The following is an 18,340-nucleotide window of genomic DNA, read 5'->3' on the forward strand; positions in this document are numbered from 1 at the left end:
CATGCGCAGGACGCCGATCGGGTCGCTGATCGCAGTTCTCGTGGCCGTCGCGCTCGTCGGCTGGCTCGTGCTGCGCGCCCTGGAGGCGCGCAGCGTGTACCTGCCGGAGGTGCCGTGGCTGGTCGACGTGGCGATCCTCGCGTTGGCCGGCGCCGTGTTCTGGGCGGGGTGGGTCGTGCGGTCGTACCAGAAGGGCGACCGGCCCTCCCTCGACGGTCTCCGCGCCGCGCGCACGCTCGTCCTGGCCAAGGCGGCCGCGCTGACGGGCGCCCTGCTCGGCGGCTGGTACCTGGCGCAGGTCCTGGTGGTGCTGGCCGACCTCGCGATCGAACCGCGGCGTGACCGCGCGATCGCGGCGGGCATCGCGGTCCTCTGCTCGGTGGTGCTCTCCGTCGTAGGTCTGATCGCCGAGAAGTTCTGCGAGCTCCCGCCGGTCGACAAGGACCGTTCCAGCTCGGACGAGGGCGAGTCCCCGGCTCCGGCTTGACGCCGCGCTGTCCATGGCTTGCCCTCTGCGGAACAATGGCCATCATGACCAGCCCCTTCGAACCGCACGACGTGACCTGGAACCGGGTGTCCCCGCGCCTCGTGACGGCCATGTTGGTGCCGGCCGCCATCAGCCTCGGTATCCCGGTGGTCGCCGGCGTCGTGCTCGCCGTGACCGTCAGCCCCTGGTTCTGGTTCCTCGCCGGTGTCCCCGCCGTCCTGCTGCTGTGGTCCATCCTCCTGGTCCCGCGCCAGGTCAGGGCCATCGGGTACGCCGAGCGCGACGACGATCTGCTCATCCGCAAGGGGGTCATGTTCAAGTCGATGGTCGTGGTGCCCTACGGCCGCATGCAGTACGTGGACGTCGAGGCGGGGCCCCTGGACCGCAAGCTGGGCCTGGCGAAGGTCCAGCTCCACACGGCGTCGGTGGGCACCGACGCCCAGATCCCCGGCCTGCCGCCGGACGAGGCTGCGCGGCTGCGCGACCGCCTGGCGTCCCGTGGTGAGGCCCGTCTGGCGGGACTGTGAGCACCCCTGAGCACGATCTCGAGCACGGCGGGCAGCCCGCCCAGCCCCCGCAGCCGGCCCAGCCCGCGCCCTCCGGTCAACCCGCTCAGCCCGGTGCCGAGGAGCTCGACTGGCGGCGGGTGCACCCCGTCACGCCGCTGGTCAGGGGCTGGGCGGTGTTCGGCGCAGCCATCGTGATCCTGGGCCAGCAGAGTCTCGACGGCGGTCCCCGCGGGGGCCTCATCGAGCTGATCACCGGCGAGTACTGGTGGACAGTGCTGGCCGCGCTCGCGGCCGTCGCGCTGGTGGGGTGGGGCTACTCGGTCCTGGCCTGGCGGATGACCACCTTCGCCATCGGCGAGGAGACGGTGCACCTGCGGCGCGGCATCCTGTTCCGTCAGCAGCGGCACGCCCGGCTGGACCGCCTGCAGTCGGTGGACATCAGGCAGCCGCTCGTGGCCCGGTTCTTCGGCCTGTGCGAGCTCACCCTCGAGACCGCCGGCGGTACGGACTCCGGCGTCGCCATCGGATTCCTGAAGGGGTCCGACGCCGACGAGCTGCGCGCCGAGCTCCTCGCGCGCGCCGCGGGCCTCAAGGTGGCGACGGCCGGCTCCGCGGCCATCCGCACGCAGCCGGCGTCGGGCGCCGTGGCGGCTCCTGCCGGCCCGGTACCGGCGGGCGGGCCGCAGGACGCGGAACCGCCGACGGCCGAGACCGCGGGCGTGCCGGGTGGGCAGGCGGCGGTGCCCGGCGCACCGACGTCCCTGGAGGCACCGCAGGTGCCGGTGCTCACCGTGCCGCTGGGCCGGCTGATCGCCTCGGTGCTGCGCTCCGGGGCGATGATCACGCTGGTCCTGTGGGGTCTGGTGGTGCTGGCAGTCGTGATCATCACGGGCGAGTTCGCCGTGATGAGTGCCTCTCTGCCTGCCGTGCTGGGCGCGGGCGGGTACTTGTTCGGCCGCCTCACCGGCGAGTTCGACTTCCGGGTGGCGATCTCGCCCGACGGTGTCCGGCTGCGGCACGGGATGCTGGAGACACGGTCCCAGACCATCCCGCCCGGCCGGGTGCAGGCCGTCCGCCTGGTGCAGAGCGTGCTGTGGCGCGGCCGCGACTGGTGGCGCGTGCAGGTCAACGTCGCCGGGTACGGCGGCGGGGAGGGCGACGAGAAGAACAGCGTGCTCCTGCCCGTCGGCACCCGTGAGGAGGCGCTGACCGTGCTCTCCCTCGTGCTGCCCGATCTCGGTGTCGACGAGCCGCGCCGCGTCCTCGACGCGGGGCTGGACGGCGACTCCCGGACCGAGAGCGGGTACGTCACGGCGCCCCGGCGGACCCGCATACTGGACCCGGTGGCATGGCGCCGCAACGGGTTCACCGTGACCGGTCGTGCCCTGCTGCTGCGCAGAGGCCGCATGGTGAAGATCCTGGACGTGGTGCCGCACGAGCGGACCCAGTCGCTGGGCCTGAGCCAGGGTCCGTGGCAGCGGCGGCTGGGCGTCGCGTCGTTCCAGGTGCACTCCACGGAGGGCCCGGTGGGTCCGGAGGCGCCGCACCTCGACGTCGCCGACGCCGCGCGGCTCATGGCCGAGCAGGCCACGCGCGCCCGCACCGCACGCGCGGCCGCGGGACCCGAACGATGGATGGAGAACCAGGGTGACAGACCGGGTGAGTGACCGGTGAGCGCCCCCGAGGAGCCGGGCCGCCGGCCCGGCCGGCTGGGCGTCGGCGTCGTCGGCGCGGGCCGGGTGGGCGCCGTGCTGGGCAACGCGCTGCGCGCGGCGGGCCACGCCGTCGTCGGCGCGAGCGGAATCTCGGAGGACTCCAGGGAGCGCATCGAGACGCTCCTGCCGGGTGTCCCCAACCTCGAGGTGCCCGAGGTCGTCGAGCGGGCCGAGCTGGTCCTCCTCGCGGTGCCCGACGACGCGCTGGGCCCGCTGGTCGCCGGCCTCGCCGAGACGGGCGCCTGGCAGCCGGGACAGCTCGCCGTCCACACGTCCGGACGCTTCGGGACGGCCGTCCTGGAGCCGGCTCGGGTGGGTGGCGCGATCCCGCTCGCCGTGCACCCCGCGATGACGTTCACCGGCACGTCGCTCGACCTGGCCCGCCTGGAGGGCTGCACCTTCGCCGTGACCGCACCGGCGCCCGTGCAGCCGATCGGGCAGGCGCTCGTGGTCGAGATCGGCGGCGAGCCCGTCATCGTCGACGAGCAGCTTCGCGGCCTCTACCACGCGGCTCTCGCGCACGGCGCCAACCACCTGGTGGTCCTCGTCGCGCAGGCCGCGCAGGGCCTGGAGGCAGCGGGGATCGAGGCGCCCGGTCGGGTGCTCGCCCCTTTGCTCTCGGCGGCGCTGGAGTCGGCGACGCGGTCCGCGGACGCGCGCGACGGCGTCGGGCCGGGGGCGATCTCCGCGCTCACCGGACCGGTCTCGCGGGGCGACGTCGGCACCGTGCGCCGCCATCTGACCGAGCTCAGCGCCCTGGCCACCGCGAGCGGCGCCACCGATGTACCCGACAGCTACACCGAGCTCGCCCGCGGGGCCACGCGCCGTGCGCTGGCGAGCCACCGCATCGACGACCGAGCCGCACAGGCCCTGCTGGACGCGCTGGACGGCGCGACGGGGGAGTCGCGCGCCGGAAGGAAGACACAGTGACCACGGACGCCCACACTCCTGCCGACGCGGCCCCCGGGCAGCGTGCGCCCCTCGTGGTCGGCACCCGCTCCGAGCTGCGTGACGCCCAGATGCGCTGGGCGATCGGCGGCCCCCTCGTCTCGGCGGGCCCCGACGCCGACCCCGGGCGGCGCGCGGTCGTCATGACGATGGGCGCCCTGCACGACGGGCACCTGGAGCTCGTGCGCAGGGCCAGGGCGGAGGCCGGTCCGAACGGTCAGGTGGTCGTCACGATCTTCGTCAACCCGCTGCAGTTCGGCGCGGGGGAGGACCTCGCGACGTACCCGCGGGACCTGGAGGGTGACGTCGCCAAGCTGGCCGGGGCCGGGGCGGACGTGGTGTTCGCGCCCACGCCCGACGTCGTCTACCCGGACGGCGACCCGGTGGTGCGGGTCTCCGCCGGTCACATCGGCGAGGTGCTGGAGGGCGAGCACCGCCCCGGGCACCTGGACGGCGTGCTCACCGTGGTGCTCAAGCTGATGCACCTGGTGCGGCCCGACGTCGCCCTCTTCGGGGAGAAGGACGCCCAGCAGCTGCTGGCCGTGCGCCGCATGGTGCGCGACCTGGAGGTGCCGGTCGAGGTGGTGGGCGTGCCGACGGTACGGGAGGCCGACGGGCTGGCCATGTCCTCCCGCAACGCCTACCTGTCCGCGGACGAGCGGACGCCGGCGCTGGCCCTGTCCCGCGCGCTCCGGGCGGGCGCCGCGGCCGCCGACGCCGGCCCGACGGGTGTGATCAACGCCGCGCGGCAAGTGCTGGACGGGGCAGACGGCGTCGTGGTCGACTACCTCGCGCTCGTCGATCCGGTGACCGTGGACGCGGTCACCGACGACTTCTCCGGCCATGCGCTGCTGCTCGTGGCCGCACGGGTGGGTACTACCCGCCTGATCGACAACCAGGCCATCGAGGTCTCGCCCGAGGTCCAGAGGTAGCACCATGAGCACCACGCCCCACCGCCCGCCCGTCGGCCGCCCCGCATCGCTGCAGCGGCCCATGATGATCGCGAAGATCCACCGCGCCACCGTGACGCAGGCGGACCTGCACTACGTCGGGTCCATCACCGTGGACGCGGACCTGCTCGACGCCGCCGACCTCGTGCCCGGCCAGCAGGTCGACGTCGTCGACGTGACCAACGGCGCGCGGCTGACCACCTACGTGATCCCCGGTGAACCGGGCTCCGGCCAGATCTGCATCAACGGCGCGGCCGCGCACCTGGTCAGGCCGGGCGACGTCGTCATCCTCATCGGCTACGGCATGCTCTCGGACCACGACGCCAGGACGTTCCTGCCCAACGTCGTGTTCGTCGACGAGAAGAACCGGATAGTGGAGATCAACGACGAGCCCGGTCACGTGCCGGACGGGTACGGGCTGGAGGAGAGCGGCCTCGCCATCGAGCCGTTCCAGCACGCCGGCCTGGTGCGCACGGCGTCGGGCCGCGCGTGAGCGGCACGGTCGGACCAGGACCGCGCCTCGCCCGCTCCCTCGCCGCCCCGGCGCCCGGCTGGACCGCCGAGGCCGACGCGATAGTCGTCGGCTCGGGGATCGCGGGGCTGACGGCGGCGCTCGAGCTGCGCACGCACGTACCGCGGGTGCTGCTCGTGACCAAGGGACGGCTCCTGTCCGGCTCGACCGTGTGGGCGCAGGGCGGCATCGCGGCGGCGCTCGACCCGTCCGACTCGCCGGAGGCGCACCTCGCGGACACGCTCGTCGCGGGCGGAGGCCTGTCCGACCCGGCGGCTGTGCAGGTGCTCGTCACCGAGGGCCCCGCGCGGGTGCGCGAGCTCGTGGCGCGCGGCGCGGTCTTCGACAAGGCCGCCGACGGTGACATCGCGCTCACCCGCGAGGGCGGCCACCACGCCGACCGGATAGCGCACGCCGGGGGAGACGCCACCGGCGCGGAGATCTCCAGGGCGCTCGTCGCGCAGATCGAGGCGGTCCGGCACGACCCCGGCATCGAGGTGGTCGAGAACGCCCTGGTGCTGGACGTGCTGACGACCGCCCCCACGGCCGACGGCGGTGAGCGCGCCTGCGGCGTGACCCTGCACGTGCGGGGCACCGGCACGCGGGACGGCGTCGGCGCGGTCCTCGCACCCGCCGTCGTGCTGGCGACCGGCGGGGTCGGGCAGGTGTTCCGGTCGTCGACGAACCCGGCGGGTGCGACGGGTGACGGTATCGCCGCGGCGCTCCGAGCGGGGGCCGTGCTCGGAGACCTGGAGTTCGTGCAGTTCCACCCGACGGTCCTGTGGCTGGGCACCGGCGCCAAGGGTCAGGTGCCGCTCATCTCGGAGGCCGTGCGCGGCGAGGGTGCGCTGCTGCTCGACGTCGACGGGCACCGGTTCATGCCGGCCGTGCACGAGATGGCCGAGCTGGCGCCACGGGACGTCGTCGCCCACGCGATCGTGCGGCAGATGGCGGCCACCGGCGCCGACAACGTGCTGCTCGACGCCCGCCACCTCGGCCGGGAGTTCCTGCGCACCCGGTTCCCCACGATCAACCGGCGGCTGCTGGAGGCCGGGATCGACTGGTCGGAGGAGCCCGTGCCCGTGGCACCCGCCCAGCACTACCACTCGGGCGGCGTGGTGACCGACCTCGACGGACGGTCCTCGGTGGACGGCCTGTACGCGGTCGGCGAGGTGGCCTGCACCGGCGTGCACGGCGCGAACCGGCTCGCGTCGAACTCGCTGCTCGAGGGCCTGGTGTTCGCGTCCCGCGCGGCCCGGGACGTGGCGGCGCGCTTCGACGCGGGCGAGCTCGCGCCGGGACAGCCGGCCGAGCGCGCCGGTGGTTCCGGGCTCGTCGCGGCGGCGGCGCGGTCGCGGATCCAGAAGGTGACGTCGGCCGGGGCCGGCGTCATCCGGTCGGCACGCTCGCTGGCCGACGCCGACGAGCGGCTCGGCGCCGTCCGCGCCGACGCGCACCTGACGACCGACGTGGTGGCCGAACCCCAGGCCGCCGAGTGGGAGACGACCAACGTGCACCAGGTCGCTCGCGCCTTGACCCGGGCGGCCGCGGTGCGGGAGGAGACGCGCGGCGGCCACTACCGCACCGACTTCCCCAAGCCGGACGACGCCTGGCGGCGCCGGGTCCAGGTCTGGCTGGACGGTGACGGGGTGCTGCAGGCGCGGTGAGCGGGCTGGCGACCGACTTCGGTCTCTTGCACGGGGGCCTGCGCTGACTTCGGTCTCTTGCACGGGGGCCTGCGCTGACTTCGGTCGCTTGCCTTGAGATCGGTCATTTGATTGACCGATCTCGAGGCAAAGGACCGAAGTCGTGGAAGACGCCCAGCAACCGACCGAACTCGGCCGCCACGCGGTGGCCGGTCAGCGCGTGACGTAGCCGATCGGGTCGCCCGCCGCGATCTGGGTGCCTTCGTCCGCCGAGTGCTCCAGCACGCCTGCAGCCTCCGCCACGAGCTGCGACTCCATCTTCATCGCCTCGACGACGGCGACGGGCTGACCATCGGTCACCGGTTCGCCGTCGAGGACCAGCCAGCGCACCAGAGTGCCGGGCATCGCGGGGAGCAGCGGTACCCGCGCGTCGTCCGCGCCCGTGCCCGGCCCCGCAGCCACCTCGGAACCGCCCGCGGCCCCGGATCCGCCCGCAGCCCCCGGCCCAGCCCCCACCAAAGACCCACCCGGCGCACGCACCCGGTGCCGCCGCCCGTCGATCTCGACCCACGTGTCCACGACCTCCCGCTCGACGGCCGGCGCGGCGAGCGTCTGCGGGTCCAGGGCGGCGAGCAGCTCGGTCTCTATCCACTGGGTGTGGACGGCGAACGAGTCGCCGGAACCGGTGAACGCCGGGTCGTCGAGCACCGCGCGGTGGAACGGCAGCACGGTCGGCACCCCGTCCACCACGGTCTCGGCGGCGGCTCGCCGCGCCCGGGCCAGCGCGGCCTCCCGCGTCGCCCCCCACACGACGATCTTGGCGAACAGCGAGTCGAACTCGCCGGGAATCAGCGACCCGGACTCGATGCCGGCGTCGACCCGCACCCCCGGTCCCGCGGGCGCGACGAACCGCTCGACGCGCCCGGGCCCGGGCAGGAAACCGCGCGCCGGGTCCTCGGCGTTGAGCCGCAGCTCGATCGCGTGCCCCCGGGGCTCCGGGTCCTCGGTCACGGACAGCGGCAGGCCGCTCGCGACGCGGAGCTGTTCGACCACGAGGTCCAGCCCGGTGGTCTCCTCCGTGACGGGGTGCTCGACCTGGAGGCGGGTGTTGACCTCGAGGAACGAGAGGGTGCCGTCGGTCCCGAGCAGGAACTCGACCGTCCCGGCTCCGCGGTAGCCGGCGGCCGCGCACAGGTCGCGGGCGGACTCGTGGATCCGCTTGCGTACCTCGGGTTCGAGGAAGGGCGCGGGTGCCTCCTCGACCAGCTTCTGGTTGCGGCGCTGCAGCGAGCAGTCCCGGGTGCCTGCGACCACCACGTGCCCGTGGGCGTCGGCGATGATCTGGGCCTCCACGTGCCGGGGCCGGTCCAGGAACCGTTCCACGAAGCACTCGCCCCGCCCGAAGGCCGCTTCCGCCTCACGCCGCGCGGCGTCGAACAGCTCGGGTACCTCGTCCAGGGTCCTGGCCACGCGCATGCCGCGTCCGCCGCCCCCGTGCGCTGCCTTGATCGCCAGCGGCAGGCCGTGCTCCTCGGCGAAGGCGAGCGCGGCGGCGGCGTCGGGCACCGGGCCGTCCGAGCCGGGTACGAGGGGCGCGCCGACGGTCCGCGCCAGGTCGCGCGCGGCGATCTTGTCGCCGAGCAGCTCGATGGTGGCCGGCGGCGGGCCGACCCAGACGAGCCCCGCATCCTCCACGGCGCGTGCCGCGGCCGCGCTCTCGGACAGGAAGCCGTACCCAGGGTGCACGGCGTCGGCACCGGACCGGCGGGCGACGTCGAGCAGCTTGTCCACCGACAGGTAGGTCTCGGCGGCGGTCCGCCCGTCGAGCGCCCAGGACTCGTCGGCGAGGCGGACGTGCGGGGCGTCGACGTCGCCGTCGGCGTACACGGCGACCGAGCGGATCCCCAGGTCGGCGCACGCGCGGACCACGCGGACCGCTATCTCGCCTCGGTTCGCGACGAGCACGGTGCGGATCATGGGGTGCCTCCTGGGTGGTGCTGGATCGTGAAGCGGACGCGCGCGCCGGCGGGCAGCTGCCCCGCCAGGGGTACATGGTCGGCGGTGACGGCCCCGATCACGGGGTAGCCGCCGGTCAGCGGATGGTCGGCCAGGAAGAGGACCGGCAGCCCGTCGGGCGGCACCTGGATCGCGCCGGTGACACAGCCCTCGCTCGGCAGCTCGGCGCCGGCCCGTTCCGGGATCCGGGCGAGGGGGGCTCCGTCCAGGCGCAGACCGATCCGGTTGGAGCGGGGGGTGACCAGCCAGTCCTGGCTGGTGAGGCGGTCGATCGCCGCGGTGTCGAACCAGTCGTCGCGCGGGCCGAGGACGATCGGCAGCACCGTGACCTCGCCGGCTGCCGGCAGGCTGCCCGACGCCGACGCGGCGCCCGGGTGCCCCGGGTCCACGAGGGGTTCCGCGGCGGGGACGCCCCGCTCCGGGACGCCGACGGGTAGGAGGTCGCCGGTCCGGAGCGGGTCGGGTCCCAGCCCGGCCAGCACGTCGGTCGCCCGGCTGCCGAGCACGGGTGGCACGTCGATCCCGCCGCGCACCGCCACGTAGGCACGCACGCCCCGGGCGGCCGGGGCGAGGCGCAGCTCGTCGCCGTCGTCCAGGGCGAACGGCTCGCCCTGCCGCGGACGGCGGTCGGGGCGCGCCGGTTCGGCGGCGTCGCGTTCTGCCTGCTCCGCGGCGGCTGCCGGTCGTACGACGATGTCGCCGACGGCTCCCGTCACCGCGAGCACCTGTGGTCCGTGGGCGCGCAGCCGCAGCCCGCCGACCGACTCGACGGCCGCGGCACCTGACCGGTTGCCCACGGCACGGTTGGCCGCCCGCAGGCTCGGCCGGTCGAGGGCACCGGACGCCGACACCCCGGCCCCCTCGGACCCGGGCCGCCCGAGATCCTGGACCAACGCCTGCACCCCGGCCCCGACCACGACAACCCCTCCGCGGCCGCCCTCGCCGCCCGAGGCCGGACGTTGACCACAGCGGTTGCTGCCGGACGATCCCGGATCCTGGCTGGGACTGCTGTGGTCAACACCGGTGTCCGGCGGGCGGGGCGGCGCGAGCGGCCGGCGCCGGGTCGGTGTGAAGCGGACCTCGTCGCCCGGGAGCAGCAGGGCCGGGCGTTCCCGCGTCACGTCCCAGACGGGCGCGTCCGTGCGGCCCACGAGCTGCCACCCGCCCGGGCTCTCGCGCGGGTAGACACCGCTGTACGGCCCGGCGAGCGCCACCGACCCGGCGGGCACGCGGGTGCGCGGTGTGGACCGGCGGGGGACCACCAGCTCGGGATCGTCGCTGGTCAGGTAGGCGAACCCGGGCGCGAACCCGACGAAGCCGACGGTCCACGCCGCGGCGGTGTGGCGGCGGACCAGCTCGTCGGCGCTCCAGCCGAGCAGCTCGGCCGCCTCGGCGAGGTCGGCGCCGTCGTAGCGCACGGGGATCTCGACCGTGCGCGCGGTGGAGGCGGGGCGGCGCTCCAGGGGCCGTGCCCGAAGCTCGGCGGTCAAGGCCGTCGCCGACACGGCCGAGGGCCGGAACGGCACGAGCAGGGTCCGCGCGCCCGGCACGGGCATACCGACGCCGCGCACGGGGTCGGCGAGAAGGGACTCGTACAGTGCGACCGCCTGGTCCAGGTCGTCGAGCTCGACCAGCAGGGCGTCGTCGCGGGCGGTCAGTACCCGCATCACGCCGCGGAGCCGCTGCCCGCCGCCGGGGCGAACGCCGTCAGGGTGATGCCCCCGGCGTCGAACACCTCGCGGATCCGCCGGGCCATGGCCACGGCGCCGGGGGAGTCGCCGTGCACGCACACGGAGTCGGCGCGCACGGCGACGTCGGAACCGTCCACGGCGGTCACCACACCCTCGGTGACGAGGCGGAGCATGCGGCGGGCGACGTCGTCGGCGTCGTGCAGCACGGAGCCCGGCTCGCGCCGGGAGACCAGGCGGCCTTCCGGCGTGTACGCGCGGTCGGCGAACGCCTCGGTGGCGGTCGCGAGCCCGGCGCCGGCCGCCGCGGCGAGGGCCGCGCTGTCGGGCAGGCCGAGCAGCACGAGGCCCGGGTCGACGGCGGCGACGGCCGCCGCCACCGCCCGGGCCACCCGCTCGTCGACCTGCGCCGTGTTGTACAGCGCGCCGTGCGGCTTCACGTAGGTGACCACGCCACCCTCGGCGTCGGCCAGTCCGCGGAGCGCGCCGATCTGGTAGGCGACGTCGGCCTCCAGCTCGTCGTCGGGCACCTCCATGGCTCGGCGGCCGAAGCCGGCCAGGTCGCGGTACCCGACGTGCGCGCCGATCGTGACGCCGTGCGCCACGGCCGACCGCACGGTGCGCCGGATGGTCGCGGGGTCGCCGGCATGAAAGCCGCAGGCGACGTTGGCGCTGGAGACGATGCCGAGCATCTGCTCGTCGTCGCCGAGGCTCCAGCGGCCGAAGCCCTCGCCGAGGTCGCTGTTCAGGTCGACGGCGCTCATGGTGCGTGTTCCTTTCGATGGGGCGGTGCCGAGCCGGTGGCTCAGGGGGACAGCAGGTCGAAGATCGGGCCCACCGCGTTGACCGCCATGTACCAGGTGACCACGACGGCCAGGGTGCCGACCACCAGGAGCCACCTCGGGTACCGCGTGCCGCCGAGGAGCGAGCCGCGGAACCACCCGATGTACATGAACAGGGTCAGGCCGATGGGCAGGACCAGCCCGTTCACGCCGCCCACGAACACGAGGAGGGTGGCCGGCGCGGTGCCGATCGCCAGGTAGACGGCCAGCGAGACGACGATGAAGCCCACCGTCCACAGGTCGGCCGTGCGGCCGGTGATCCTGGTGGAGAAGACGGGCAGGAACGAGACGGAGGTGTAGGCGGCGCCGATGATGCTCGTGATCGCCGCGATCCAGAAGATGGCGCCGAAGATGCGCAGCCCCGTCTCGCCGGCGGCCGCGCCGAACGCGTCGCCCGCCGGGTTGCCCGCCACGTCGAGCACGACGCCGGAGGCGACGACCCCGAGGATCGCCAGGAACAGGACGTACCGCATGATCCCCGTGACGATGATCCCGCTGACCGCGGCGCGGTTCACCTCGCGGATGTGCTCGGGTCCCGCGGCGCCCGAGTCGAGCAGCTTGTGGGCGCCCGCGTACGTGATGTACCCGCCGACGGTGCCACCCACGATGGTGGTGATCGTGGCGAAGTCGATGGTGTCGGGCAGCACGGTCTGCTTCAGCGCGTCGCCGACGGGCGGGCCGGACATGACCATGACGATCACGGTGAGCACGATCATCGCCAGCCCGGCGACGATCACGACCCGGTCGACGACGACGCCCGCGCGCTTGGCGAGAAAGATGGCGATGGCGATGACGGCGCTGATCGCCCCGCCGAGCCGCGGGTCCAGGCCGAAGAGGGCGTTCAGGCCCAGGCCGGCGCCCGCCGTGTTGCCGATGTTGAAGACGAGGCCGCCGAGGACGATCAGCACGGCCAGGAGGTAGCCGCTGCCGGGCAGGGCGTCGTTGGCGAGCACGCTCGCGCGCTTGCCGGTCAGCGTGATCATGCGCCAGACGTTCATCTGGACGGCCAGGTCCAGGAGGACGGAGACCAGGATGCCGAAGGCGAAGGCAGCGCCCAGCTGCTGCGTGAACGTCGCGGTCTGCGTGATGAAGCCCGGCCCGATGGCGGAGGTCGCCATCAGGAACAGAGCGCCCAGCAGGGATCGGCTGCGCACGGAGGCGAACCGCCTCATCCTCGTCGCCGGGGCGGCCGGTGGTGGCGCCGTCTGCGGGGTGCGGGGCTCGTGGCTCGTGTCGGACATGGCGTCCTCCTCGTCGTTGGGGTGAGCCGGATTGTTCAACAGTCAGCATGGTCCTCGTCGGATGTTTCCGCCGCATTGCAGAACATTGTCGATCATGGCACGGCTCGGTGCGGGAGCGCAGCCCGCGATACGAGATGTTTACCTGCCCCGCTCTGTCGGATTGTTCAACGAACCTCTACGGTCGTTATCACCCACTACCGAGGGGAACAGACCACATGTCGACACCACGTACCGCGGCCGGAGTGCGAGCAGGCGCCGTCGCCCTCGCACTCTGCGCCACCACAGCTCTCGCGGCCCCGGGGGCCGCCCGTACCGGGTCCGGCCCGGACACGGGCTGCCTCGACCCGAGCATCCCGCTGTCGGTCGAGGAGAGCCGCCTGGCCGCCCACCTGCCCGACGCAGCCGACCCCACCGTCCCCGCCGAGAAGACCTACGCCCGCACCGTCATCGAGGGCGGAGGCTTCGGCGGGTACACGGCGGCACTCACGGCGGCGCTGTGCCGCACGCACTCGCTCGACGACGCGACGGCACTGGCCGAGCGCAAGGGCGAGGCCCTGTGGGACGCCGCGGTCCGCCGGGCACAGTCCGACGGCGCCGCCGTCCGCGGCGACCTTCCCGTCAGCGACGACCGCCCGCTGTACTGGACCCGGGTCGAGGCGATGGCCGTGCTGCGGCAGTGGGCGCCGGACGGCGGCCTCACCGACGCCCAGCGCGCCGAGCTGGTCGAGACGTTCGACAAGGCGGCGCGTGGCATGTACGACATCGACCTGCCGCGCGGCGACGACGTGCTGCGCGTGATCGTGAGCGGGTTCGACGTCTACACCCTCGACGGGGGCACCACCTCGCCCGCGCCGGGCACCGTCGGCAACAACATCCGGCACGGCAACCCGTCGGGCGCCGCGGCGCTCGCGCTGGACGGCACCACCTACCGCACCGACGACGGCAAGGTCGCCCACGTCGAGGCGTACACGCTGCCCGTCAGCTACCCGGAGTTCGAGCGCGGCTACCTGGAGGACACCGTCGGCCCGTTCATGGAGCCAGGACCGCGCCAGGTCGACGCGTCCCTCACCGTGAGCCAGGCCGGCGGGTCGCAGTTCAACCTGGAGCAGTGGAACGCGCGCTATCACGGTGCCTACCCCGGCAACGACAACGGCACCCCGTGCCCGGCCGTCGGCGGCGTGCCGCAGCTGGCCGTCGACAACCCGGGCTGCAACATCCAGGTCGTCGACCGCTGGGGCGGCGGGGACGGGCTCACCGACCCGCCGCAGTGGACCGCCGCGAGCCTGCCGGTCGCGGAGATGATCGCGGCGGACACCGGCGCCGACGTGCCGCGCCCGCCGGGCGACACCTGGCCCGACCCGTCGGTGGCCTTCGGCGTGGTCTGGAACACCAGCTACACGCAGTTCCCCGACTGCGCCTCGCCCCGGCGTGAGACGTTCAACAGCCCGCCGCCCGTCACCTACCCGCCGTCCACCCCGCCGGTCCCGCCGGCGGAGGACTCCTGCTCGTACAGCGGAGGCGGCGGCAACTACCTCTCGAACGAGAGCGCCTACCGCAACACCCTGCTGCGCGACCGTGCGGGGCTCGACATCCCGGCCGGGCACATCCACACGCCGGACATGCAGCACTTCGAGACGGACTTCGGCGTGAGCGACGAGACGTTCGACGCGTGGCGCACGTCGATCACGGCCCAGACCCGCAACCTGACCCACGCGGTCCTGGACACGGTCGACTGACACCCCCTGTCAGATCTACAGGTCACCCGAGCGACCTGTAGGTCTGACAGCTCGGGGGCGTCGGGTCCGTAGGATGGGTCGGTGACAGTCGATCGGGCCGAGCGCAGCGCGGACGCCATCCGTGAGCTCATCGTCACCGGCCGGCTGGCTCCCGGGCAGCGGTTGTCCGAGCAGGCGGTCAGCGAGTCGCTCGACGTGTCCCGCAACACGCTCCGCGAGGCCTTCCGCATCCTGGTCCACGAGGGCCTCCTGGTCCGGCGCCCCAACGCGGGCGTCGCCGTGGCTCGGCCCACGCTCGCCGACGTCGTCGACATCTACCGCCTGCGCCGGCTCATCGAGGTGCCCGTGCTCGCGGCGGGCGACCCGGCGCACCCGGGCGCCCGCACCATGCGGGACGCCGTCGACGCGGCCCTCGCCGCCCGGCTCGGCGGGGACTGGCGCGACATCGCCGCGGCGAACATGCGGTTCCACGCCGGGATCGTCGCCCTGGCCGGCAGCCCGCGCCTCGACCGCGTGCACGCGAACCTCTCCGCGGAGCTCCGCCTGGCGTTCGGCCTGCTGGGCGAGAACGGGAGCTTCTTCGACGGCTTCGTCGACCGCAACGCCGGCCTGCTGCGCCGGTTCCTCGCGGGGGACGCCGCCGGCGCGGCGGCCGACCTCAACCGGTATCTCACCGACTCCGAACGGATGCTCCAGGCCAGGGTGGACGACACCGCAGCGCCCGGTGCTGCGGATACGGTGAGCCCGTGAACACTCTCCCACTCCTCGCCACCCCGTCGACGGTCACCCCGGGGCTCGACGCCGCCTGGGTGACCCGCACCGTCGAGGTCGCCCTCGACGAGGACCTGGGTTCCACGCCGGGGCGCGACGTGACCTCGCAGGCCACCATCCCGCCGTCCGGCACGGGGACCGCGGAGCTCGTGGCACGCGACGAGGGCGTCGTGGCGGGGCTCGTGGTGGTGGGCGAGGTCCTTGACCAGGTAGCGGCCCGGCTGGGCCTCCCCGCCCCGAGCGTGACCTTCCATGCGCAGGACGGCGACGCCGTCGCCGCCGGCCAGGTCCTCGCGACGCTGGAGGGCCGCACCCTGGTGCTGCTCGTCGCCGAGCGCACCCTGCTCAACCTGGCGAGCCGTGCCTCCGGCGTCGCCACGGCGACCCGCGCCTTCGTGCGCGAGCTCGAGGGCACCGGTGCGCGGGTGCTCGACACCCGCAAGACGACGCCCGGCCTGCGCGCCCTGCAGAAGTACGCGGTACGGGCCGGCGGCGGGACGAACAAGCGCATGGGTCTGTACGACGTCGCCATGGTCAAGGACAACCACGTGGTCGCGGCCGGGTCGGTCCGCGCGGCGATCCACTCCGTCCGCGCGATGTTCCCCGACGTGCAGGTCCAGGTCGAGGCCGACACCACCGCCCAGGCGCTGGAGGCACTGGACTCGGGCGCCGACTTCCTGCTGCTCGACAACATGGCGCCGGACCGGCTCGCCGAGACGGTGGCCGCCGTCCGCGAGCGGGAGGGGCGTGACGGCGTCCCCGCGCACGTCGAGCTCGAGGCCACCGGCAACCTGACGCTCTCGACGGCGCGCCAGGTCGCGGCCACAGGCGTGGACTACCTCTCGGTGGGCGCCCTGACCCACAGTGCCGGAATCCTCGACCTGGCCCTGGACCTGCGCCCCGCCTCCCAGACCCGCTGAATGCTGGGTATTCGCCCCTCAGGTGTGGCCAACCGGGCGAATATCCCGCACTCAACGGATGGTGCGCACCGATAGAATCGAGCCCGTGACCGAGAACCACGCTGCCGAGAGCGCCCCGACCCCGCCGACCGACGACCTGCCCGAGCAGCTGCGGATCCGGCGCGAGAAGCGTGAGCGCCTCCTGGCGCGCGGCACCGAGGCGTACCCGGTCACCGTGCCGGTCACGCACGGCATCACCGAGGTCCGTTCGGCCTACGGCCACCTCGAGGCGGGCCAGGAGACGGACGACGTCGTGGGCGTCGCGGGCCGCGTGGTCTTCATCCGCATCGGCGGCAAGCTGTGCTTCGTCACGCTGCAGGACGGCGAGGGCAACCGCCTCCAGGGCATGCTGAGCCTCGCCGTGCTCGGCGAGGAGGCGCTCGCGGCCTTCAAGACCGACGTGGACCTGGGGGACCACCTCTTCCTGCACGGCCGCGTCGGCTCGTCGCGCCGGGGCGAGCTGAGCATCTTCGCGGACGAGTGGCAGATGGCGGCGAAGGCGCTGCGACCCCTGCCCGTCCTGCACAAGGACCTGTCCGAGGAGGCCCGGGTGCGCCAGCGCTACGTGGACCTCATCGCCCGCCCGGCGGCCCGTGACATGGTGCGCCTGCGCGCCGGTGTGGTGCGGTCCCTGCGCGAGAACTTCCACCGACGCAGCTTTCTCGAGGTCGAGACGCCCATGCTGCAGACCATTGCGTCCGGCGCGGCGGCGCGGCCTTTCTCGACGCACATGAATGCGTACGACCTGGAGCTCTTCCTGCGCATCGCGCCGGAGATCTTCCTCAAGAAGGCAGTCGTCGGCGGCGTCGAGAAGGTCTTCGAGATCAACCGGAACTTCCGTAACGAGGGCGCCGACTCGTCGCACTCGCCGGAGTTCGCCATGATCGAGGCGTACGAGGCCTACGGGGATTACAACACCATCGGCGCGCTCACCCAGGATCTGGTGCAGACAGCGGCGCAGGACGTTCTCGGTACCACGCTCGTGACGCTTCCCGACGGTTCCGAGTACGAGCTCGGCGGGGAATGGGCAAACCTGCGGATGTACGACTCGCTCTCCGAAAGCCTGGGCGAGGAGATCACCGCGGGCACGTCGGTCGAGGAACTCGAGAAGATCGCCGGCCGCCTTGATGTCGAGGTCGGCAACAAGAAGATCCTCAATCACGGAAAGCTCGTCGAGACGCTCTGGGAGCACCGGGTGGGCGACCACCTGTCCGCCCCGACGTTCGTACGGGACTTTCCCGTGGAGACGTCGCCCCTCACGCGTGACCACCGTACGGAAAAGGGTCAGGTCGAGAAGTGGGACCTGTACATCCGGGGCTTCGAGCTGGCCACCGGCTATTCCGAGCTGGTGGACCCGGTGATCCAGCGGCAGCGCTTCGAGGCGCAGGCCAGGATGGCCGCGGCCGGTGACGACGAGGCGATGCTGCTGGACGAGGACTTTTTGACCGCGATGGAATTCGCGATGCCCCCTTCGGGCGGAATGGGCATGGGCGTCGACCGCCTGCTCATGGCGCTCACCGGCCAGGGCATCCGTGAGACCATCCTTTTTCCGCTCGTGAAGCCGCAGGCCTGAGATTTCAATCGGCGCAGATGAGTTTGTGAGGATCTTGTGATGGATACGACGCTTGCGGTGCTGGCCGGGCTCACGCCCTCGGTGGGGGTCGGCCTGTTGTTCTGGTTTGCGATGCGCAAGATCTTTCGCGCCGACCGCCACGAGCGTGAGGCGCTCGACCGAATGGACCGCGAGGGCATGACGGCGTCCACGGAAAACACGCCGAATTCCATGTCGCACTGATCCGCGCGGCCGAGGTTATCCCTGCCGACCTTCCGGACCAAATCCACGCACTTCACCAAGCACGGGGTGAAGTTTTCGTGATCGGTGTCACATGCCTATTATTGACATGTCAATATTGGGTGCGGCATGCTCACGAACTAACCCCGGAATTAGTGGCGCGGAAGGGAAGTACCCGTATGGTTCAGAAGGTTCAGCTCGTTCTCGAAGATGACATCGATGGCGGTGCCGCCGACGAGACCGTGAACTTCGGCCTCGACGGCGTCTCCTACGAGATCGACCTCAATGCCGAGCACGCGGCCCAGCTGCGTGACGCGCTCGCTTCGTGGGTCGGCCACGCGCGCAAGGTGAAGTCGCCGGTGGCGCGCACCGCCACGACGCGTCGGTCCCGTTCCGGCAGCGACACGGCGGCGGTCCGCGAATGGGCCAAGGCCAACGGCTACACCGTGAGCGACCGTGGCCGCATCGCGGCGGAGGTCCAGGAGGCATACGCGAAGGCCAACGGCTGACGCGTTGCCGGCACGACGGC

General features: G+C 73.2%; 17 protein-coding genes. 13 read left to right on the forward strand and 4 right to left on the reverse strand.

All coding sequences use genetic code 11. The features are described 5' to 3' along the window. Window position 1: 1 nt before the first annotated feature. The 7 genes from ACYVK7_RS04515 to ACYVK7_RS04545 all read left to right on the forward strand — a co-directional run bounded on the left by ACYVK7_RS04515 (window position 2) and on the right by ACYVK7_RS04545 (window position 6,787). Window positions 2-487: a DUF3180 domain-containing protein gene (locus ACYVK7_RS04515; protein WP_460886486.1), complete on the forward strand. Its 486-nt coding sequence runs from the start codon at window positions 2-4 to the stop codon at window positions 485-487. 35 nt (window positions 488-522) lie between these two features. Then, window positions 523-1,014, forward strand: coding sequence for a PH domain-containing protein (locus ACYVK7_RS04520; RefSeq protein ID WP_460886487.1), 492 nt, complete (start codon window positions 523-525; stop codon window positions 1,012-1,014). Further along, a complete protein-coding gene (locus ACYVK7_RS04525) occupies window positions 1,011-2,663 on the forward strand; it encodes a PH domain-containing protein (protein ID WP_460886488.1) in 1,653 nt (550 codons plus the stop codon). The genes ACYVK7_RS04520 and ACYVK7_RS04525 overlap by 4 nt, the downstream gene beginning before the upstream one ends. A 3-nt stretch (window positions 2,664-2,666) precedes the next feature. Then, the gene (locus ACYVK7_RS04530; RefSeq protein WP_460886489.1) at window positions 2,667-3,641 is read left to right on the forward strand and encodes a Rossmann-like and DUF2520 domain-containing protein; all 975 of its coding nucleotides are present in this window, start codon (window positions 2,667-2,669) and stop codon (window positions 3,639-3,641) included. A gap of 89 nt (window positions 3,642-3,730) precedes the next feature. Continuing rightward, entirely contained in the window at window positions 3,731-4,591 is an 861-nt protein-coding gene (gene panC / locus ACYVK7_RS04535; RefSeq protein ID WP_460886568.1) for a pantoate--beta-alanine ligase, read from the forward strand. Window positions 4,592-4,595: 4 nt separating this feature from the next. Beyond that, complete coding sequence (panD, locus tag ACYVK7_RS04540; RefSeq protein ID WP_460886490.1) at window positions 4,596-5,102, forward strand: aspartate 1-decarboxylase; 507 nt, start codon at window positions 4,596-4,598, stop codon at window positions 5,100-5,102. Continuing rightward, on the forward strand, window positions 5,099-6,787 hold the full coding sequence (locus tag ACYVK7_RS04545) for an L-aspartate oxidase (protein WP_460886491.1): 1,689 nt from the start codon (window positions 5,099-5,101) through the stop codon (window positions 6,785-6,787). The genes panD and ACYVK7_RS04545 overlap by 4 nt, the downstream gene beginning before the upstream one ends. A 192-nt stretch (window positions 6,788-6,979) precedes the next feature. Here the strand turns inward: ACYVK7_RS04545 and ACYVK7_RS04550 are convergent, their stop codons facing one another. From ACYVK7_RS04550 to ACYVK7_RS04565, 4 genes are read right to left on the reverse strand one after another with little or no spacing between them, the layout of a single operon-like run. Continuing rightward, a complete protein-coding gene (locus tag ACYVK7_RS04550) occupies window positions 6,980-8,743 on the reverse strand; it encodes an acetyl/propionyl/methylcrotonyl-CoA carboxylase subunit alpha (protein ID WP_460886492.1) in 1,764 nt (587 codons plus the stop codon). Continuing rightward, a complete protein-coding gene (locus ACYVK7_RS04555; RefSeq protein ID WP_460886493.1) occupies window positions 8,740-10,449 on the reverse strand; it encodes a 5-oxoprolinase subunit B/C family protein in 1,710 nt (569 codons plus the stop codon). The genes ACYVK7_RS04550 and ACYVK7_RS04555 overlap by 4 nt, the downstream gene beginning before the upstream one ends. Further along, on the reverse strand, window positions 10,449-11,234 hold the full coding sequence (locus ACYVK7_RS04560) for a LamB/YcsF family protein (protein WP_460886494.1): 786 nt from the start codon (window positions 11,232-11,234) through the stop codon (window positions 10,449-10,451). The genes ACYVK7_RS04555 and ACYVK7_RS04560 overlap by 1 nt, the downstream gene beginning before the upstream one ends. A 41-nt stretch (window positions 11,235-11,275) precedes the next feature. Next, on the reverse strand, window positions 11,276-12,553 hold the full coding sequence (locus ACYVK7_RS04565) for an NRAMP family divalent metal transporter (RefSeq protein ID WP_460886495.1): 1,278 nt from the start codon (window positions 12,551-12,553) through the stop codon (window positions 11,276-11,278). A gap of 215 nt (window positions 12,554-12,768) precedes the next feature. Between ACYVK7_RS04565 and ACYVK7_RS04570 the strand changes: the two genes are divergently transcribed. From ACYVK7_RS04570 to ACYVK7_RS04595, 6 genes are all read left to right on the forward strand, one after another. Further along, the gene (locus ACYVK7_RS04570) at window positions 12,769-14,289 is read left to right on the forward strand and encodes a hypothetical protein (RefSeq protein ID WP_460886496.1); all 1,521 of its coding nucleotides are present in this window, start codon (window positions 12,769-12,771) and stop codon (window positions 14,287-14,289) included. A gap of 81 nt (window positions 14,290-14,370) precedes the next feature. After that, a complete protein-coding gene (locus ACYVK7_RS04575; protein WP_460886497.1) occupies window positions 14,371-15,039 on the forward strand; it encodes a GntR family transcriptional regulator in 669 nt (222 codons plus the stop codon). Beyond that, window positions 15,036-15,980, forward strand: coding sequence for a carboxylating nicotinate-nucleotide diphosphorylase (gene nadC, locus ACYVK7_RS04580; RefSeq protein WP_460886498.1), 945 nt, complete (start codon window positions 15,036-15,038; stop codon window positions 15,978-15,980). Before ACYVK7_RS04575 ends, nadC begins: the two co-directional genes overlap by 4 nt. A 58-nt stretch (window positions 15,981-16,038) precedes the next feature. Continuing rightward, window positions 16,039-17,592 carry a lysine--tRNA ligase gene (lysS, locus tag ACYVK7_RS04585; RefSeq protein WP_460886499.1) on the forward strand — a complete coding sequence of 518 codons (1,554 nt, stop codon included), beginning with the start codon at window positions 16,039-16,041 and terminating at the stop codon, window positions 17,590-17,592. A 39-nt stretch (window positions 17,593-17,631) separates the two neighbouring features. Next, window positions 17,632-17,814: a hypothetical protein gene (locus ACYVK7_RS04590; RefSeq protein ID WP_460886500.1), complete on the forward strand. Its 183-nt coding sequence runs from the start codon at window positions 17,632-17,634 to the stop codon at window positions 17,812-17,814. A gap of 176 nt (window positions 17,815-17,990) precedes the next feature. Next, window positions 17,991-18,320, forward strand: coding sequence for a histone-like nucleoid-structuring protein Lsr2 (locus tag ACYVK7_RS04595; RefSeq protein WP_454860261.1), 330 nt, complete (start codon window positions 17,991-17,993; stop codon window positions 18,318-18,320). Window positions 18,321-18,340: the final 20 nt, after the last annotated feature.

This window comes from Promicromonospora xylanilytica, assembly GCF_054782895.1.